Here is a 17,702-nt window from a genome sequence, read left to right as displayed (position 1 = left end):
GCGCCATCGCGGCTCCTTTCCACCCTTTAGGCGAAGGTTCCTCAGCCGCATTGCACTCCTTCGGCGCCTCCCCCACATAGTCGGGTAATACACCAACTGGGGCAACAATGGCGGATCCATATTCGACGCTCGGCGTGGCGCGGAGCGCCACCGAGGCTGATATCAAGAAGGCGTATCGCAAGCTCGCCAAGGAGCTGCATCCCGATCGCAATCAGGACAATCCAAAGGCGGCCGAGAAGTTCAGTCAAGTGACCGCCGCCTACGACTTGCTGAGCGACAAGGACAGGCGCGCCCGGTTCGACCGCGGCGAGATCGATGCCGACGGCAACCCGGCATCCCCCTTCGGCGCAGGATTCGGCGGTGCGCGTCCCGGCGGCGGCGGCTTTCGGAGCCAGGATTTCGGCGGCGCCGAGGGCGTTGATATGTCGGATATCTTTGAAGGGCTGTTCGGCGGCCGAGCCGGGGGGTCCGGGGGCGGTTTCTCTGGCGGTTTCGGCCGGCGTCAGCCACCACCCAAGGGCGCCAACGCTGCTTATCGCCTGCGCGTGCCGTTTGTTGACGCCGCCGCCTGCGCGCCGCAGCGGATCACCTTGGCGGATGGCAAGACGATTGACCTGAAGCTGCCCGCCGGCGTTGAGACCGGGACGCAGATGCGCCTGCCCGGCAAGGGCGAACAGGGCCCCGGCGGACCGGGTGACGCCATCGTCACCATTGACGTGCAGCCGCACCGTTTCTTCACGCGCGACGGCGACGACGTTCGCCTGAACCTGCCGATCACGCTGGCGGAGGCGGTCAACGGCGGCCCGGTGAAGGTGCCCACCGTCGAAAAGCCGGTGATGCTGACGGTGCCGAAGGGCTCTACCTCCGGCCGCACGCTGCGGCTCAAGGGCAAGGGCTTCCACAAGAAGGACGGCACGCGCGGCGACCAACTCGTCACACTGATGATCGATGTGCCCGCCAATGACGCTGCGCTTGCCAGCTTCGTGGAGGGCTGGTCCGGCGGGGGGAACCCGCGCGCCGACATGGGCGTCTGATCCCTATCACAAAGGGGCAGAGATCTTGAGCGACGAGACCGTCACGCTGACGCCCGAGGATCGCAGGCATCACGGGCCGGCACGGGTGCGGCTTGATCGCCAGCTTGCCAAGGTAAAGCCGGGCAGTTTCGCCTATGAGGTTCTGAAACGGGCCGGCACGGGCGTATACAACGACGGCTTCATCCATGCCGGCAACCTTGCCTATCTGGCGCTGATGACGGTGTTCCCGTTCTTCATTGTCGCGGCCGCCGTGCTTGCGGTGTTTGGACAGAACCATGAGACACGCCAGGCGGTAGAGTCCTTCCTCCATGTCCTGCCGTCGGACGTGGCCGAGATTCTTCGAAAGCCGATCGCGGACGTGCTGGCGGCGCGCACCGGATCGCTGCTCTGGTTTGGCGCCTTCGTCGGCCTGTGGACAGTCGGCAGTTTCGTGGAAACCATCCGCGAGATCTTTCGCCGCGCTTATGGCACCCGAAGCTCGCAATCGCTCTGGCGTGCGCGTCTCGGCCTCAGTCTTGGTATCGTTGCCTCGGTGATCGTCGCGCTGCTGTCATTCCTCGTGCAGGGCATCCTCGTTGCCGCGGAACAGTTCATCTACCAGCTGCTTCCCTGGGCCCGCGACATTGCTGGCTGGATCGGCATCAGCCGCGCCATCCCGGGCCTCGTCATGTTTGGCGCCCTGTACATGCTGTTCTACTTCGTCACGCCGTCGAAATACCGCTACTCGGACAGCCGCAAATGGCCCGGCGCGCTGTTCACCGCGATTTGGTGGGTCAGCATGACGGCGGGCCTCCCCTGGGCCCTGTCGAACCTCGGCGGCTACGACCTTACCTACGGCAGCCTCGCGGGCGTCGTGGTGATGCTGTTGTTTTTCTATCTCATCGGCCTCGGCATGGTGTTTGGTGCTCATCTTAACGCAGCACTGGCGGAACCCCCGGAGAACGGTCTAGAGGGGGCGCCCCCCGGGTCGGAAGCAAAGGCAGTGTTGTGAACGCATTGATGGCAGGCAAACGCGGGCTCATCATGGGGCTCGCCAACGACAAGTCACTGGCCTGGGGCATTGCCAAGAAGCTGTCGGAGGCGGGCGCGGAGCTGGCGTTCAGCTATCAAGGCGAGGCGATGGAAAAGCGCGTGCGCCCGCTCGCCGAACAACTCGGCACACCGCATCTGTTTGACTGCGACGTCAGCGACATGGCCGCACTGGACGCCACGTTCGCCAAGCTGGCCGAAACCTGGCCGACCATTGACTTTGTCGTCCACGCCATTGGCTTTTCGGACAAGAACGAGCTGCGCGGGCGCTTTGTCGACACCAGCCTCGACAACTTCCTGATGACGATGAACATCAGCGTCTATTCGTTCGTGGCGGTAGCGCAGCGGGCAGCGAAGATGATGCGGGACGGCGGCAGCCTGCTGACCCTGAGCTATTATGGCGCCGAAAAGGTGATCCCGCACTATAATGTGATGGGCCTTGCCAAGGCAGCACTGGAAACCAGCGTCCAGTATCTGGCGGTCGATCTCGGTCGCGACAATATCCGGGTCAACGCCATCTCGGCCGGCCCGATCAAGACGCTGGCGGCCAGCGGGATCGGCGATTTCCGCCTGATCCTGAAGTGGAACGAGCTGAACTCGCCGCTGAAGCGCAATGTCACGATCGAGGATGTCGGCGGCGCGGGCCTCTACATGCTCAGCGATCTCGCCAGCGGCGTGACCGGCGAGGTTCACCACGTCGACGCCGGCTACAACGTCATCGGCATGAAAGCGGAGGACGCGCCGGACATCGCGCTGGCCTGACCGGATGGCCATCGCGATCCGCCCCGCGGGTGCGGCCGACGTCGCTGCCATCGACGGGCTGCTACGGACCAGCTTTGCCGAGCCTGCAGAGGCCAATCTCGTTCGCGAGCTCTGCATCGCCGGCGATATGGTCCTGACGCTCGTTGCGGATGACGAGGATAGCGGTGCTATCGTTGGCGCCATCGTCTTCAGCCGCATGGAAGTGACGGTCGGTGGTCAGGCTGTTCCCGCGGTCGCGCTGGCGCCGCTTGCCGTTGCACCTGCTTATCGCCGCCAGGGCGTTGCCGACGCGCTGGTCCACGCCGCGCATGAGCGGCTGGAATCCGTCGGCGTGGTGCTCAGCTTCGTGCTCGGCGATCCCGAATTCTACGGGCGGTTCGGCTATGATCCCGCCGTCGCTCGAAACTTCGACTCGCCCTGTTCCGGTGAATATTTCATGGCCCTGCCGCTACAGGGTGGCTTGGTGCCATGCGGCGTTCGTGAAGCCGCCCGGCACGCGCCTGCTTTTTCGCGCTTGGGGGCAGCATGAGTTTCAACACGTTCGGCCGCGTCTTCCGCTTCACCACCTGGGGTGAATCACACGGCCCTGCACTGGGCGCGGTTGTGGATGGTTGCCCACCAGGGATTTCGCTGACCGAAGCGGACATCCAGCCGTGGCTGGACAAGAGGCGTCCAGGCACGTCGCGCTTCACCACGCAGCGGCGTGAGCCCGATCAGGTGCGCATCCTGTCTGGCGTTTTCGAGGGCCGCACCACCGGCACTCCGATCAGCCTGATGATCGAGAATGTCGACCAGCGGTCGAAGGATTATTCGGAAGTCGCCCAAGCCTATCGCCCGGGTCACGCCGATTACGCCTATGACGCAAAGTACGGCTTTCGCGATTACCGCGGCGGCGGGCGCTCCTCCGCGCGTGAAACGGCGGCCCGGGTTGCCGCGGGCGCAGTGGCACGGGCGGTGATCCCCGGCGTCAGGATCCGCGCGTGGGTGGAGGCAATCGGCGGCGACGCGATCGATCCCGCCGCGTTCGACGATGACCAGATCGACGCCAACCCCTTCTTCTGCCCAGACGCAGCCGCCGCTGCCCGCTGGGAGGAACAGGTGGATGCCGCCCGCAAGGCCGGATCGTCGCTTGGTGCCGTCGTCGCCTGCGAAGCGATTGGCGTGCCGGCAGGCTGGGGGGCGCCGCTTTATGCCAAGCTCGACAGCGAACTCGCGGCAGCAATCATGTCGATCAATGCCGTAAAGGGCGTGGAGATCGGCGACGGCTTTGCCGCCGCGGCGCTGCGCGGGGAGGAAAACGCCGATCCCATGCGTCCCGGCGCAAATGGTCCCGCATTTCTTGCCAACCACGCCGGCGGCATCGCAGGCGGTATCGCGACCGGGCAGCCCATCCGAGTTCGAGCCGCGTTCAAGCCCACGAGTTCGATCCTGACGCCGGTGCAAACCATATCGCGAACGGGCGAGGCCACCGAAATTGCAACGCGTGGACGTCACGATCCTTGTGTCGGCATCCGCGGTGTTCCCGTGGTTGAGGCAATGATGGCACTGGCGCTCGCCGATCAATTCCTGCTTCATCGCGCACAATGCGGATGAACAGGGCCCTCAAAATACGCTCTCTATTTTGATTCTGATCTTGAGATGAAACGAGCCTGATTGGAGACGACTGGGCGAACCTTTTCCGTCGCCGCGCATTTTACTCCTACAAGTTTCAGACTTCTCATAGGAGAGTAAAATGAAGACCTTTGGTCTTATTGCCGCCGCGGCGCTGGCGCTTCCGGGCGCAGCGCTGGCTCAGTCTACCACTAGCTCGCCGTCGCAGTCGACGACCACGGCCCCGGCAGGTACCGCGACTGACTCCACGCTTTCGACGCAGGATCCGACAACCGGCACCTCGTCATCGACGCGCTCGCCAAGTACGGCTCCTTCGTCGACACAGCCGAGCAGCGATCTGAATGATCCGAGTGCTGACAGCACGGCGAGCCCAACCTCGCCGTCGACCACCACACCTACGGTCCCGCCACACCGCTAAGACAGTTACTACGGGGCGGGAGCCCGGCAGCCCAGCTGCCGGGTTTTCGTTTTTGTGATATCATCGCCGAGAATCAGAGGGAGATGAGCCATGCGCCTCGCCATCCTGGTCGCCGTTGCCGCTTTCGTCAGCGGTAATGCCGCCGCCCAGGTTGCCGATCGCCTCTCCCGTGGGATGGGGCCGAACGCGATCGATCGGTCGCTCAGTTCCGGCAGTGCGATGCGGAGCCAATCTCAGTCAGCAAGTCCGGCCGAGGTGGATCGATTGCGCGCTGAACAGGCTGCGCGCGATGCCGCCGCACGCCGCGCACCGCCGACCACATCGACCCTGATCGACGGTCCCGCCGGCGTTCAGCGGCTCGGCTCGGGTGTGGCGCCGGCTCCTTCGGCTTCGCCACCCACGATCGTTTCTCAACCGAGATAGAGGGTCACTCACCATGCGCCTCGCTACCACTATCAGTGCTGCGCTGATCGCGCTGTCCACCGCCGCACTCGCCCAGGTTTCGGATCCCTCGCCACCTCCGGAGGGCAACATCATGGACAACGCCAGCGGTCCGGGCAACGCAACCATGCCGGTTCCAGGAACCGACAGTAACGATCCCAGCCGCAACATGCTGAGTAACTCGGCCTCGCCGCCGCCGACCGAGCCGAAATAAGGCATTTCGTGTTAACCTTCTTCCGTCCAACTATCGGACACTGCTGAATTCACCCGAGAAATCGCGCGACCGATTGCCTAGATGCGCTCGCGCGCGGCGCTTTTGCCGCGCGCGAAGGGGGAGGGTGGCCATGACGATCGCGCTGCATCCCAGCGAACGCGCTGCGCGGCGCCGATTGAGCGGCCCGGCGCGTCGGCGTGCCTGGTATCAGGCCGCCCGCATCGCTGCGCCGATCGTCGCTGTTATTGCAGGCGTGGTGTTTGCTACCCTGACCTTGTTTGACTGGCCTACAGCCGCCGCATCCAATCGCCCCTTCCTGTCGTCAGAAACCACGCTCCAACCAAGCAGCCGCGATCCAGAGGCCCTTGCCTCGCCGGGTGATGGCACGACCGGCACCGCGCCGCTGCCTCCGCTCCCCGCCGCGCTGCGCGGTCTGTCTGACACGCTTGCGAACGGCGTTGTGCCGGCTCGGCCGTTCGCCATGCGCGGAGCGTCCGCCCAGGATCGCAGCCGCGCGCTCGAATGCCTTGCCGCAGCAATCTATTACGAGGCCGCTTCCGAGGCCGACGACGGGCAACGCGCCGTGGCTCAAGTGGTGCTCAACCGCGTCCGCCACCCAGCCTTCCCCGCGACAGTGTGCGGCGTCGTCTACCAGGGTGCGGAGCGGGCGAGCGGTTGTCAGTTCAGCTTCGCCTGTGACGGCGCGATGGCGCGCGTTCCTGCCCGCGCGGCCTGGGCTCGCGCCACCCGGACAGCAGCGGCAGCACTGGCAGGCTATGTCTTTGCCCCGGTCGGCCTGGCCACCCATTACCATACTTACGCCGTCACCCCGACGTGGAACCGCTCGCTGGTGATGACGGACGCCATCGGCGCGCATTTCTTCCATCGCTGGAAGGGCGTTTGGGGTACCTCTGCTGCCTTTCATCAGGCCTATGCTGGTCACGAGCCCGTGCCGGGGCCGCCGTCGCGCACCGTCGATCCGGTGATCGCACTGAACCGCGCCGTGGCTGTCGCGCCGCCGCTCGCCGCAGCAAACGAGGTCCAGCCGCACCCTGCGGAAAATAGCCTGCCGCTGCCGCCACCCCCGTCTCAGGACAACCTGCCGGAATCGCAAATTCTCGATCGCTGGAAGGACAGCGGCAAGCCCTTGCGCTGATCCGCCGCGCTGCCGACCATCACGCACGTTCTGGCGCGGCTGTGGCCTTGGGGGCCGTGGCAGATCGGCGGACCGCCGACTTGGGGCGAACGCCTCAGCCAAGCCCTATGCGCGCTTCCGAACCGCAGACATTAGTGTTGGGGGCGACTTCGTACTCTAATCGTCCGTGGAGCAGCGCAGCGGTTATTCCATCCCGATACGAATTGCCGCCGCGCTGACGAACGGCGCCCCCGCGACCAGCAGAAGGCTGACGGCCCCGAGCAGCTTCAACCCGCCCATACCGCTCTCGATGGCGCCCGCGCCGAAGATCAGCAGCGGAATGGCGAGCGGCAGCAGCACCAGGCCGGCGATTGCCCCGGCTCCGCGCAGCCCGGCGGTAAGCGCGCCTGTCGCCACCGCCAGCGCGGCCAGCCCCGGCGTGCCAATAGCCAGCCCGGCCATTACCGCCAGGATCGTCGGGCCATCCAGCCCCAGCAGCGCGGCCGATAGCAGCGCCGCGCCCATCACCGGCGGAGCGAAGGCGAGCCAATGACCCGCCATCTTGGCCGCTGCCACGATCGCCAGCGGGTGTCCGCGCACCGCCAGTTGATCGAACACTCCCGTTTCAAGATCCGGCCCGATCAGCCGCTCAACCGGCAGGAGCGCCGCCAGCAACGTCGCCGCCCAGATCACACCGCCGCCGACCCTGGCCAACAGCTTGGCATCCGGTCCGATTGCAAAGGGAAACAGGATGGCGACAAGCAGAAAGAAGCCAAGCGTCAGCGTGGCTCCCCCGCTTGTATAGCCGCGACGAACGTCGCGCAGGATCAGGGCGATCATGCCACCTCCGCGCGAAAAAGGGCGAGATCGATCGTGGCCGCGCCGGGCAGGTCCAGCGGTTGGTGGGTCGCGATCATCGCGATGCCGCCTCCGCTTCGGTGCCGCGCCACCGCTGCTTCGAGCAACGCGACGGAGGCGCTGTCCAGCCCGGTCGCGGGTTCATCCAGCAGCCACAGGTCGGCACCGCTTGCGATTACCCGCGCGAGCGCAGCTCGTCTGCGCTGCCCCGTTGACAGCAACCGCACCGGCACGTCAGCGAGATCCTGCAGCGCCACATCCGCCAATGCGGCGGCAACCCTCGCGTGCTCGTCAGCCGACCCGTCGAGCTTCGCCCAGAAATTCAGCGCAGCGCCTAGCAAGCGATCGCCGTCCAGTGCGCTTGCCTCGCCCAGCAGCGCGATCCGCCCGGTAACCTGCACGTCTCCGGCAATTGGCGGCAGCAGGCCCGCGATCATGCGCAACAAGCTTGATTTGCCGCAGCCGTTCGCGCCCGTTACCACCAGCGCGCCGCCCGCGCCGGCGTCCAGCGACAGACCCGTGAACAACAGCCGTCCGCCCCGTCGGCAGGCTACATTTGTCAGCGCCAGTGCCGGGCTCAATCGGCCACCGCGTCCTCTAGCGCGTGCATGTCCTCATCACTCAGCCCGAAATGATGGCCGATCTCGTGGATGGTGACATGCGCCACCAGATCATCGAGCCGGACGCCCGTTTCGCACCATTCCGCCAGGATTGCTTGCCGATACAGATGGATGCGGTCGGGCATCGCCCCTGAATCGAAAGCTGATTTCTCCCCGATCGGACGGCCGTGATAGACACCGGTCAGCTCCAACGGATGCTCCAGCCCAACGCTGGCGAGCGTCTCGACATCCGCCTCCTCCTCCACCAGCAGCACAACATCGCCCAGATGCGCGCGAAACGCCTCGGGCAGGCGCTCGATCACGTTCCGCGCATGTCGCTCGATCGCCGCCAGGGAGGGCGGTTCGCCGGGAAGGTCTTGTCCGCTCATCGCTACCGCCATAGGCGTTGCGCCTCCCACGCGACAAGCTTGTCGGAAGGATAGAAACTGTGGTCGATCAACTGAGCGAAGCCGAACGGGCCGATGCGCTCGATAGCCTGCCCGATTGGGATTATGACGAAGGGCGCGATGCGATCACCCGCACCATCGTGTTCACCGATTTCGCGGAAGCGTTCGGCTTTATGACGCAGGTCGCGCTGATCGCCGAGCGGGCGGATCATCATCCGGAGTGGACCAACGTCTGGAATCGTGTCGAAATCACGCTGACGACGCACGACGCGGGTGGTCTGTCCGAACGCGACGTGGAGCTCGCTGCCGCTATTGATTCCATCCTGGACGGCTGATCGACGTCACCACCACCCCGCTTTGCCGGCCACCCGCGGGGCTGTGCCGGCGGCTCAGCTACGGCTGCGCACCCCGATCATCGCCGCTCCCCCCGAGAGGGTCAGGAAGGCGAGCACCAGCAGGACGGCGGCGAAATCCTCCGGCGTGGCGAGTGCCCAGGTAAGGAACGGGCCAAGCAGTGCGGGCAATGTATTGGCCAGGTTGAGCAGCCCCAGGTCCCGCCCTCGGTTTGCCGGAGTCGGGAGAAGCTGCATCGCGAAGGCTGAATGAAGCGCGAGGAACACCGCCGAACCGACGGCGTAAACGGCAAAGGCCACCGCCGCCCAGCGCCAGTCGCTCGCGAAGGCCATGCCAAGCAGCCCCGCCCCGGCGATCACTGCCCCGACCAGCAGCACCGCTTTGCGCCGGCCGAAGCGATCGGAAGCGCGCCCCGCCACCAGCGCGATTGGGAGGGCGAGCACATAGGCCAGGGTCAGCAGGTTGCCGACCCGCGGCGCGAGTTCACGCCCCGCCATGGTCGGCACGATGCTTTGAAAATAGTAGAGAAGATACAGGGACAAAGCGTTGCCCGCGACTTGCACCAGCAATCGCGCGCCCCATGCGCTGACGAGGTCGCGGCGTCGAATGTCGGCCTCGCGCGGAGGCGGCGGCGCAAGCGGCGTGGCCTGCGCCGGGATGAGCAGCAGCGGCAGGCACGTCGCAATCAGAACGGCCGCGACGATCGTCAGCCGCATGCCCTCGCCCGCCCAGGCAAGCCCCACGATCCCGGCTGAAACGGCCGACGCGATCGGGACCGCGGCCGACAGCAACCCGCCGGCCACCCCTTTCTGAGCATCCGGCACTTCGTCCGCCATGATCGCCGTCAATGGCGCGAGCAGCGCATTCACTGATGCCTGGAACAGCACGATTGCAGCGATGATCGTTGCCGCTGCATCAGCCAGGGCGACGCCAAGAAAGGAACAGCATGTCGCCGCCAGCCCGATAACGACCCACCGGCGTCGCCCTCCCCCGCGTCGCAGCGAGCGGTCGCTCAGCCAGCCAAACAGCACGTTGCACATGCTGGCCGCCAGCGAGCCGGCAATCACGGTGGCGCTGAACAGGCCGATCCGTTCCGCGCCAGCCAGCTGTTCCACCTTGAGCGGCAGCAGCAGCGTCAGCAGCGGCATATAGGCGATGACACCCCCGGCGTTGGCCAGGGCATAGGCCAGCAGGAATAGCCAGGATCGCTGCCCGGCATTGCGGGAGGATGCGGTAGTGATGGCAGGATTGATCATGGCAGGGCGCGGCACTTGTGCGCTGGCCCATGCCGGCACGCAATGCGCCCGCGGCCGCGGCGAATTATCTGATGCAACCGGGCAACGGTTCGCCCTCTTCAACCACAATCAGGGTTGCAGTGTACGCCAGATGGGCCATCTAGGGGCCAATCATGACATTTGACATTTTACCCGCGCCGCTCGCCGGTGCGCTCGCCGAGCGTGGCTACAAGGCGCCCACTCCCGTTCAGGCTGCCGTCATCGAACCGGACGCGGCTGGTCGCGATCTCATTGTTTCGGCCCGGACCGGCTCGGGTAAGACGGTCGCGTTCGGCATGGCGATGGCCGCGGAGCTGCTTGGCGAGGACGATCGCATCATCCCGTCCCGGGAACCGCACGCGCTGGTTATCGCGCCCACGCGCGAGCTGGCGCTTCAGGTCAGCCGCGAGCTGATCTGGCTCTACGGCCCGACGGGCGCGCGGATCGTCACCTGTGTAGGCGGCATGGATGCGTCCAAGGAACGGCGTAATCTCAACCATGGCGCCCATATCGTCGTGGGCACGCCGGGGCGGCTTCGCGACCACCTGGAGCGCGGCGCGCTGGAACTGTCGGCGCTGAAGGTCGCGGTGCTCGACGAGGCGGACGAGATGCTCGACATGGGCTTTCGTGAGGATCTGGAAGAGATCCTCGACGCGACGCCCGATGGCCGCCGCACCCTCCTGTTCTCGGCCACCATGCCGAAGCCGATCGTTCAGCTTGCCCGCCGCTACCAGAAGGACGCGCTGCGCATTTCGACGGTCGAGGAAGATCGCGGACACGGCGACATCAGCTATCAGGCTGTGGCGGTCAGCCCGTCCGACATCGAACATGCCGTCATCAATCTGCTGCGACTGCACGAGGCGGAAACGGCCATCCTGTTCTGCGCGACGCGCGATAACGTGCGCCACCTCCATGCCAGCCTCGTCGAGCGCGGCTTTGCGGCGGTCGCGCTCTCTGGCGAGCACAGCCAGAATGAGCGCAACGCGGCGCTCCAGGCGCTGCGCGATCGCCGCGCCCGTGTCTGCGTCGCCACCGACGTGGCCGCTCGCGGCATTGACTTGCCGAGCCTCAGCCTCGTCATTCACGTTGAACTGCCGCGCGACGGCGAAACGCTTCAGCACCGTTCCGGCCGGACGGGACGCGCCGGCAAGAAGGGCACAGCCGTGCTGATTGTCCCGTATCAGCGCCGCCGCTGGGCCGAATCGATGCTGCGCAACGCCCGCATCCCGGTGGAATGGGTCGACGCGCCCACGCCCGAGGACGTGCGCGCCAAGGATCGGGACCGCCTGCTCTCCCAGTTGCTCGCACCCGTAGAGGTGGAGGACGAGGATCGCGCCCTTGCCGAGAAGCTGATCGCTGAGAAGAGCCCCGAGGATATCGCGGCCGCGCTGGTCCGCGCGTATCGTGCCGCCATGCCGGAGCCGGAGGAGATCATCGCGGCGACGCCGGAGGCGCATCGCGCCGCCCAACGCGAAAAGCACCGCCCCGGCTTTGAGGACGTGCTGTGGTTCCGTATGAACCTTGGCCGCCGCCAGAACGCCGATCCCCGCTGGGTGCTGCCGCTGATCTGCCGCCGCGGCAATCTGACCAAGAACGATGTTGGCGCGATCCGCATTGGCCCGAACGAAACGGCGTTCCAGATCCCGCGGGCGCTTGCCAACAAGTTCATGGCCGCAGTGGCCAAGACGGCAACCGCTGACGATGATGTGCTGATCGAGCCGTCCGACCGCGCCCCTGTCCCGGCACGCGCGCCCGCCGGCACTCGTCAGCATGCGCCCCGTCAGCATGGCGCGCGTCAGCAGGGCGATGGCCCTGCCCGGGGCGGCCCCCGGCGTGGCAACAACGATCGACGCTGATCTGGCCGGTTGATCGCTTCTGCCCCACCCTGCCGGCGACTACCGCCAGCAGGGTGGCAGCTGCGGAAAGTGGCACTTTAATCGGTCCGACTTAATTGTCGTTGCGCCTCGTACGCGGGCCATCTACGCCCTCTCCCAAAGGCCATCAGTGCCAGGGAGAGATAGATGCGCACAATCCAGTTGCAGAAGCCCGGTGGGCTTGACCGCCTCCAGGTAACCGACACCGAGCGCCAGGCGCCGGGCCGCGGCGAGATCGTTGTTCGTGTAGGCGCCAGCTCGCTGAACTTTCATGATTACGCCGTTGTCACCGGCATGATCCCGACGCCGGACGGTCGCATCCCCATGTCCGATGGCGCGGGCGAGGTGGTCGAGGTCGGTGAAGGCGTCACCGAGTTCGCGGTTGGCGACAAGGTGGTATCCACCTTCTTCCCGCACTGGATGGATGGCGAGCCCGCCCGCGAAGTCATGGGCGATGTGCCCGGCGACGGCGCTGACGGCTTTGCCCGTGAATTCGTCACTGCTCCGTCGACGTCATTCACTCGCGCGCCCCAGGGCTTTTCGGACGCGGAGTCGGCCACGCTGACCTGCGCCAGCCTCACGGCATGGCGCGCGCTGGTCGTGAACGGACAGTTGAAGAGCGGGGAGACCGTGCTGGTTCAGGGCACTGGCGGCGTCTCGATCTTTGCGTTGCAGTTCGCCAAGGCGGCTGGCGCCACGGTGATCGCCACCTCTTCTTCCGACGAGAAGCTGGAGCGTCTGCGCGCGATGGGCGCTGATCACCTCATCAACTATCGTCAGGACGAAAAATGGGGTGAAACCGCACGCAAGCTGACCGGCGGCCGCGGCGTTGATCATGTCGTCGAGATCGGCGGATCCGGCACCATGCCGCAATCGATCGCCGCAACACGGATCGGGGGTCACATCTCGCTTATCGGCGTCCTCGCCGGGGTCGGCGGCAATGTGCCGACCGTCTTTGTCATGCAGGGCAACCAGCGCATCATCGGCCTCACCGTCGGCGCGCGCCGGCATCAACAGGACATGATTCGCGCCATCGAGGCGAACGGGATCCGTCCTGTGATTGACCGCCACTTCCCGCTCGAACAGATCGCGGATGCTTTCCGCCATCAGGAATCGGGCAAGCATTTCGGCAAGATCTGCCTCGACATCTGAACGATTGGCGTCACCCCGACGTCGTTGGGGTGACGCAGCTTTCCGCTGCGTCCGGTACCGGTCAGGCGGCCGGAATGACCTTGCGCTCGGCAAGGCGCCACAGCCACTTGGCGAACATTTCCTCCGTATCGATGCACTCGCCAAATCCGGCCTGCCGCAGCTTGATCGTGCTCACCAGCACAGGTGCACGGGCCGCATCCGCCGGCGCGTTCACGCCGAACAAGAGATCGGCATAATGATGCGATTCGCCTAGTAATTCAGGCAGCGGCGTGGCGCGCAATCCCTGCCGCCGGACAAGATCGTCCCACACGCCCTCATGCTGCCGCAGGTAATCGACCAGAGAGAATGGCTCGCCGAATGCCGGCTCCATGTTCAGCGCGCTGGCGATCGCCGGCCAGGTATCGGCCCAGGTGAAGACATCGCCATTGGTGATATTGAACGTCTCGTCCCGCGCCGCCTCTGCCTCGCCCGCCCATAGCAGCGCGTCCGCGATCAGGTCCGCGTCCACCGCTTCCGCCACGCCGCCCGGCCGGCCCGGATAGATCAGCGGCTGGCCAAGCTCGCGCTGGATCGCGGCATAGGCTCCGATCACCGGCACGATGTTCATCGCCACGCCCGTCGCACCGCCAAACACCACCTGCGGTCGCCAGATCGTCAGCGACCAGTCCGCCCGCGCGCGTCGCTCGCGCAGAAAATCCTCCTGCAACCAATAGAAATTGGCATGAGGATCACGTGCCGACCGTTCACGCGCCGGCACCGCGATCTGGTGGACGTGCGCGCCATATGCCTTGGTCCCCTGGAATACACTGACGTGCCGAAGCCCGGTCGCTGCGGCGATCAGCGGCTCCATCAGGTTGCGCATCATGGTGAGATTGGTGTCCATCTGGTCCTGTTCGAACCAGCCGGCGTACAGACCCGGCTTCTCGTAGAGCGCGGCGTAAACCACGTGCGTTACGCCGCCGAACTCACCAGCGGCTGCACGGCACCTGGCGCTATCGAGCAGATCCAGCGGCAGATGCTGAAAAGGCGTGTCGGCCGACACATCGGGCGCTCGCCGCGAAACCGCAATCACCCGCCACCCGGCGGCGGCAAAGCGTTGAACCGCCGATTGGCCGATCACACCACTTGCCCCTGCGATCAGCACCGTTCGCTCGCTCATCGGCCCTCTCCCAAATCGTCCGACGCCCGCTTTCGGTGCACCGGCGAACATTGACCGTACGGCATTGCCAGTTCGCCGTGCAGCCGGATAGTACGGCAATCATCTTGTCGTTTCCGGGGGAATTCATGAAGTTTTACGCGGCGTCGCTCGTTTCTCTGGCCGCGCTTGTTGCGCATGGCGCCTCGGCGCAGAGCGCGGACCGTACCTCCGCTGCCAAGCCGAAGTGGGATGTGAACGCTCCTCCGGGGGCCACCATTCGCCAGGTTCCGATCCGCGTGAACGAAGGCAGCTGGATGGACGTGGACGTCAGCCCCGATGGCCGCACGCTCGCCTTCACCCTGCTGGGCGATATTTACACCATGCCGATCACCGGCGGCACGCCGACGCGGATCGCGGAAGGGCTCGCTTATGAAGTGCAGCCGCGCTTCTCGCCGGATGGCCGGCGCATCGCCTTCACCTCCGATCGCGGCGGTGGCGACAACATCTGGGTGATGAACGTCGACGGCAGCGACAAGCGCCAGGTGACGAAGGAGGATTTCCGCCTCCTCAACCAGCCGAGCTGGAGCAAGGACGGCCGCTTCATCGTCGCCAAGAAGCATTTCACCACCGGCCGCTCGCTCGGCACCGGTGAAGTGTGGATGTACCATGTTTCCGGGGGCGCCGGCGTGCCGCTCGTCAAGCGTCCGAACGAGGCGCATCAAAAGGAACTGGGCGAGCCGATCTACGCCGCCGACGGGAAATCCGTCTTCTACACGCGCAACGTGACGCCGGGCCCGATCTTCGAATATGCGCAGGATTCAAACACCGACCTGTTCGACATCGAGCGCTACGATCTGCAAACCGGCGAAGTGACCAAGGCGGTGACGGGCGCTGGCGGCTCGGTGCGCCCGACGCCGTCGCCCGATGGCAAGAAGATCGCCTTTGTCCGCCGCGAAGCCACCCGATCGAAGTTGTACGTGAAGGATCTCGCCTCCGGCGAGGAGCGCAAGATCTATGACGATCTCGATCAGGACGTGCAGGAAACCTGGGCGGTCACGGGCGTCTATCCGAACATGGCCTGGCTGCCGGATAACAGCGGTCTGGTATTCTGGGCGCGCGGCAAGATCCGCCGCATCAATGCGGACGGCACCAACGCGCGCGAGATCCCCTTCTCCATCGACGACAGCCGCGGCGTCATTGACGGGCCGCACCCGCAGATTGCGGTCGCGCCTGATCGCTTCACGACGTCCATGCCGCGCTTCGCCAGCGTGTCGCCGGATGGACGACAGGTCGTGTTCGAGACGCTTGGCAAACTGTGGGTCAAGTCCGTCGCGGGCGGCGCACCGCGGCGGCTGACCCGCGGCGATGACGGGTTCGAACTCTTCCCCAGCTGGTCGCGCGACGGCAAGAGCCTCGTGTTCGTCAGCTGGACTGATGAGGGCCTGGGCCGCTTGCGAGTGATCGCTGCCACCGGCGGCACCGCGCGCGACGTGACCGGTCAGCCGGGCCATTACGCGCGTCCCCGCTTCTCGCCCGATGGCAAGACGATCGTCTTCGAACGCACCAGCCATGGCGGCCTGACCAGCCCAAAATGGGCGGAGGATGCGGGAGTGTACCGCGTCCCAACCACCGGCGGCGCCGTCGCACGCGTGGCGCGGGGCGCCGCTTCGCCGCAATTCGGCGCGGGCAACGATCGCATCTTCATGCTGGAGGATGAGCGCAAGGACGGCAAGGCCGTGCGTCAGCTCGTCAGCACCGATCTGTCCGGGCAGGACAAGCGCGTTCACGCCAACGGTGAACTGGCCACGGACTATATCGTCTCGCCAACCGGCGAATATGTCGCCTTCCGGCAGAACTACGCCGCTTATGTCGTGCCGCTGATGCCGGGCGGGCAGACCATTGCCTTGTCGCCGGAAGCGCGCGCCCTGCCGGTGACACGGGTCAGCGCCGGCGGCGCGGACTATATGAACTGGTCGAACGATGGCACACGTCTGCACTGGAGCCTCGGCCCGACGCTGTACACCGTGGAAACGTCCAGCCTGTTCGCCGCGGCACCGCGCGCCGATGGCACGCCTTCGTTCGTGCCCCCGACAACCGGCATTTCGCTGGCGATGGAGCAAACTGCGGCCAAGCCGACCGGCACCGTCGCGATCACCGGCGCACGGCTTGTCACCATGGCTAGCGAGGATGGCGGCATCATCGATGATGGCGTGGTGGTAATCCGCGGCGACCGCATCATCGCGGTCGGCCCGCGCGCGTCCACCGCCATTCCGGCGGGTGCGACCACCGTCAATGCTACCGGCAAGACCATCATCCCGGGCTTGATCGATGCGCACGCCCACGGCCCGGCGGGCACGGACGAACTGGTGCCACAGCGCAACTGGTCGATGATGCAGAACCTCGCGCTCGGCACCACGACGCTGCACGATCCCTCAAACCGCGCCAGCGAGATCTTCGTCGCTTCGGAAATGCAGCGCGCCGGGCTGATCCTCGCCCCGCGTATCTTCTCTACCGGTGAAGCGGTCTATGGCGCCAAGGCGACCGACGTTTACGCTCAGATCGACAGCTTCGACGATGCGCTCGCCCACGTCCGGCGCCTGAAGGCGCAGGGCGGGCATAGTGTGAAGAACTACAATCAGCCGCGGCGCGAACAGCGCCAGCAGGTGACGGAGGCTGGCCGGCGCGAAAACATGCAGGTCGTGGCCGAAGGTGGCTCGATCTACGGCCTGGACGTCACGCACATCGCAGACGGCAATTCTACCATCGAGCACAACATCCCGCTGGAGGTGTTCTACGAGGATATCGTGCAGTTTTTCTCCGGCTCGAAGACGAACTACACGCCCACTCTGGTCGTCACCTTCGGCGGACTCGCCGCCGATCCCTATTGGCGTCAGCACACCGACCTGTTCGCTCACCCGCTGCTTCAGGCGCATACGCCGCCGGCGCAGCTGAGGGCGGAATCGGCGCGGCGGCTGATGGCGCCGGAAAGCGACTATGTTGACGATGAAAATGCGCGCGAGGCCCACAAGCTCGCCAAGCGCGGCGTGCTGGTGTCGATCGGCGCTCATGGCCAGCAGGCTGGCATGAGTGCGCATTGGGAGCTCTGGTCCTTCGTGCGCGGCGGCATGACCCCGCTGGAGGCATTGCGCGCGGGCACGATCGTCTCCGCCCGATCGCTGGGCATGTCCAAGGACATCGGCTCGCTGGAGGCGGGCAAGCTCGCCGACCTGCTCGTGCTCGATGCCGATCCCACCGCCGACATCCGCAACAGCGACAAGGTGCGCCAGGTCATGCTGGGCGGGCGTCTCTACGATGCCGCCACCTTGAACGAGGTCGCGACTGGCTCGGCGAAACGCGGCCGCTATTTCTGGGAGGCCGGCGCCACCACCGAATGACCGCCGC

Annotated in this window: 18 protein-coding genes; 12 read left to right on the top strand and 6 right to left on the bottom strand. The window is 65.8% G+C overall.

The genetic code is table 11. The annotated features are described in order from the left end of the window. Positions 1-107 precede the first annotated feature (107 nt). The 5 genes from LK535_RS15330 to aroC are packed head-to-tail and all read left to right on the top strand — an operon-like array spanning position 108 to position 4,418. Positions 108-1,034 (top strand): DnaJ C-terminal domain-containing protein, encoded by a 927-nt coding sequence (locus LK535_RS15330; protein ID WP_227772797.1) that lies wholly within the window; start codon positions 108-110, stop codon positions 1,032-1,034. A gap of 25 nt (positions 1,035-1,059) precedes the next feature. Beyond that, the gene (locus LK535_RS15325; protein ID WP_265334275.1) at positions 1,060-2,025 is read left to right on the top strand and encodes a YihY/virulence factor BrkB family protein; all 966 of its coding nucleotides are present in this window, start codon (positions 1,060-1,062) and stop codon (positions 2,023-2,025) included. Further along, positions 2,022-2,825 carry an enoyl-ACP reductase FabI gene (fabI, locus tag LK535_RS15320; RefSeq protein ID WP_321576570.1) on the top strand — a complete coding sequence of 268 codons (804 nt, stop codon included), beginning with the start codon at positions 2,022-2,024 and terminating at the stop codon, positions 2,823-2,825. The genes LK535_RS15325 and fabI overlap by 4 nt, the downstream gene beginning before the upstream one ends. A gap of 4 nt (positions 2,826-2,829) precedes the next feature. After that, positions 2,830-3,354: a GNAT family N-acetyltransferase gene (locus LK535_RS15315; RefSeq protein ID WP_227772795.1), complete on the top strand. Its 525-nt coding sequence runs from the start codon at positions 2,830-2,832 to the stop codon at positions 3,352-3,354. After that, the gene (gene aroC, locus LK535_RS15310; RefSeq protein WP_227772794.1) at positions 3,351-4,418 is read left to right on the top strand and encodes a chorismate synthase; all 1,068 of its coding nucleotides are present in this window, start codon (positions 3,351-3,353) and stop codon (positions 4,416-4,418) included. The genes LK535_RS15315 and aroC overlap by 4 nt, the downstream gene beginning before the upstream one ends. A 198-nt stretch (positions 4,419-4,616) precedes the next feature. Here aroC and LK535_RS15305 read toward each other — a convergent pair whose 3' ends face one another. Beyond that, entirely contained in the window at positions 4,617-4,829 is a 213-nt protein-coding gene (locus LK535_RS15305; RefSeq protein WP_227772793.1) for a hypothetical protein, read from the bottom strand. A 115-nt stretch (positions 4,830-4,944) separates the two neighbouring features. Here LK535_RS15305 and LK535_RS15300 point away from each other — a divergent pair, with 115 nt between their 5' ends. The 3 genes from LK535_RS15300 (at position 4,945) to LK535_RS15290 (ending at position 6,665) form a co-directional block, all read left to right on the top strand. Next, on the top strand, positions 4,945-5,277 hold the full coding sequence (locus tag LK535_RS15300) for a hypothetical protein (protein WP_227772792.1): 333 nt from the start codon (positions 4,945-4,947) through the stop codon (positions 5,275-5,277). Between the two features lie 13 nt (positions 5,278-5,290). Beyond that, positions 5,291-5,509: a hypothetical protein gene (locus LK535_RS15295; protein WP_227772791.1), complete on the top strand. Its 219-nt coding sequence runs from the start codon at positions 5,291-5,293 to the stop codon at positions 5,507-5,509. Between the two features lie 130 nt (positions 5,510-5,639). After that, positions 5,640-6,665 (top strand): cell wall hydrolase, encoded by a 1,026-nt coding sequence (locus tag LK535_RS15290; RefSeq protein ID WP_227772790.1) that lies wholly within the window; start codon positions 5,640-5,642, stop codon positions 6,663-6,665. Positions 6,666-6,848: 183 nt separating this feature from the next. Here LK535_RS15290 and LK535_RS15285 read toward each other — a convergent pair whose 3' ends face one another. Genes LK535_RS15285 through LK535_RS15275 form a run of 3 tightly spaced genes read right to left on the bottom strand, consistent with a single transcriptional unit; the run spans position 6,849 to position 8,490 of the window. Next, complete coding sequence (locus LK535_RS15285) at positions 6,849-7,484, bottom strand: heme exporter protein CcmB (RefSeq protein ID WP_227772789.1); 636 nt, start codon at positions 7,482-7,484, stop codon at positions 6,849-6,851. Next, the gene (ccmA, locus tag LK535_RS15280) at positions 7,481-8,083 is read right to left on the bottom strand and encodes a heme ABC exporter ATP-binding protein CcmA (protein ID WP_227772788.1); all 603 of its coding nucleotides are present in this window, start codon (positions 8,081-8,083) and stop codon (positions 7,481-7,483) included. Before ccmA ends, LK535_RS15285 begins: the two co-directional genes overlap by 4 nt. Further along, positions 8,080-8,490 (bottom strand): metallopeptidase family protein, encoded by a 411-nt coding sequence (locus LK535_RS15275; protein ID WP_227772787.1) that lies wholly within the window; start codon positions 8,488-8,490, stop codon positions 8,080-8,082. The genes ccmA and LK535_RS15275 overlap by 4 nt, the downstream gene beginning before the upstream one ends. A gap of 59 nt (positions 8,491-8,549) precedes the next feature. Here LK535_RS15275 and LK535_RS15270 point away from each other — a divergent pair, with 59 nt between their 5' ends. Then, positions 8,550-8,843 carry a 4a-hydroxytetrahydrobiopterin dehydratase gene (locus tag LK535_RS15270; protein ID WP_227772786.1) on the top strand — a complete coding sequence of 98 codons (294 nt, stop codon included), beginning with the start codon at positions 8,550-8,552 and terminating at the stop codon, positions 8,841-8,843. 54 nt (positions 8,844-8,897) lie between these two features. Here the strand turns inward: LK535_RS15270 and LK535_RS15265 are convergent, their stop codons facing one another. Next, positions 8,898-10,118: an MFS transporter gene (locus tag LK535_RS15265; protein WP_227772785.1), complete on the bottom strand. Its 1,221-nt coding sequence runs from the start codon at positions 10,116-10,118 to the stop codon at positions 8,898-8,900. Between the two features lie 152 nt (positions 10,119-10,270). Here LK535_RS15265 and LK535_RS15260 point away from each other — a divergent pair, with 152 nt between their 5' ends. Together LK535_RS15260 and LK535_RS15255 are read left to right on the top strand one after the other, a co-directional pair. Beyond that, entirely contained in the window at positions 10,271-11,992 is a 1,722-nt protein-coding gene (locus LK535_RS15260) for a DEAD/DEAH box helicase (protein ID WP_227772784.1), read from the top strand. Positions 11,993-12,157: 165 nt separating this feature from the next. Continuing rightward, positions 12,158-13,162, top strand: a complete 1,005-nt coding sequence (locus LK535_RS15255) for a zinc-dependent alcohol dehydrogenase family protein (protein ID WP_227772783.1) — start codon at positions 12,158-12,160, stop codon at positions 13,160-13,162. A 61-nt stretch (positions 13,163-13,223) separates the two neighbouring features. On the opposite strand, the gene LK535_RS15250 is transcribed toward LK535_RS15255, so the two are convergent. Further along, complete coding sequence (locus LK535_RS15250; protein ID WP_227772782.1) at positions 13,224-14,321, bottom strand: SDR family oxidoreductase; 1,098 nt, start codon at positions 14,319-14,321, stop codon at positions 13,224-13,226. Between the two features lie 125 nt (positions 14,322-14,446). Between LK535_RS15250 and LK535_RS15245 the strand changes: the two genes are divergently transcribed. Continuing rightward, positions 14,447-17,695 carry an amidohydrolase family protein gene (locus tag LK535_RS15245; protein WP_227772781.1) on the top strand — a complete coding sequence of 1,083 codons (3,249 nt, stop codon included), beginning with the start codon at positions 14,447-14,449 and terminating at the stop codon, positions 17,693-17,695. The last annotated feature ends 7 nt before the right edge of the window (positions 17,696-17,702 follow it).

The organism is Sphingomonas sp. IC4-52 (assembly GCF_020707225.1).
In the GTDB taxonomy this organism is placed as follows: domain Bacteria; phylum Pseudomonadota; class Alphaproteobacteria; order Sphingomonadales; family Sphingomonadaceae; genus Sphingomonas.
The sequence above is the reverse complement of the archived record's forward strand: the minus strand, read 5'-3'. Positions and strand labels throughout refer to the sequence as shown.

Excerpts from the sequence above, each read along its gene's own strand:
- LK535_RS15330 (WP_227772797.1), top strand. The coding sequence starts at position 108 with ATGGCGGATCCATATTCGACGCTCGGCGTGGCGCGGAGCGCCACCGAG.
- LK535_RS15315 (WP_227772795.1), top strand. The coding sequence starts at position 2,830 with ATGGCCATCGCGATCCGCCCCGCGGGTGCGGCCGACGTCGCTGCCATC.
- LK535_RS15295 (WP_227772791.1), top strand. The coding sequence starts at position 5,291 with ATGCGCCTCGCTACCACTATCAGTGCTGCGCTGATCGCGCTGTCCACC.
- aroC (WP_227772794.1), top strand. The coding sequence starts at position 3,351 with ATGAGTTTCAACACGTTCGGCCGCGTCTTCCGCTTCACCACCTGGGGT.
- LK535_RS15260 (WP_227772784.1), top strand. The coding sequence starts at position 10,271 with ATGACATTTGACATTTTACCCGCGCCGCTCGCCGGTGCGCTCGCCGAG.
- LK535_RS15290 (WP_227772790.1), top strand. The coding sequence starts at position 5,640 with ATGACGATCGCGCTGCATCCCAGCGAACGCGCTGCGCGGCGCCGATTG.
- LK535_RS15275 (WP_227772787.1), bottom strand. The coding sequence starts at position 8,490 with ATGAGCGGACAAGACCTTCCCGGCGAACCGCCCTCCCTGGCGGCGATC.
- LK535_RS15265 (WP_227772785.1), bottom strand. The coding sequence starts at position 10,118 with ATGATCAATCCTGCCATCACTACCGCATCCTCCCGCAATGCCGGGCAG.
- LK535_RS15285 (WP_227772789.1), bottom strand. The coding sequence starts at position 7,484 with ATGATCGCCCTGATCCTGCGCGACGTTCGTCGCGGCTATACAAGCGGG.
- LK535_RS15250 (WP_227772782.1), bottom strand. The coding sequence starts at position 14,321 with ATGAGCGAGCGAACGGTGCTGATCGCAGGGGCAAGTGGTGTGATCGGC.
- LK535_RS15300 (WP_227772792.1), top strand. The coding sequence starts at position 4,945 with ATGCGCCTCGCCATCCTGGTCGCCGTTGCCGCTTTCGTCAGCGGTAAT.
- LK535_RS15245 (WP_227772781.1), top strand. The coding sequence starts at position 14,447 with ATGAAGTTTTACGCGGCGTCGCTCGTTTCTCTGGCCGCGCTTGTTGCG.
- LK535_RS15255 (WP_227772783.1), top strand. The coding sequence starts at position 12,158 with ATGCGCACAATCCAGTTGCAGAAGCCCGGTGGGCTTGACCGCCTCCAG.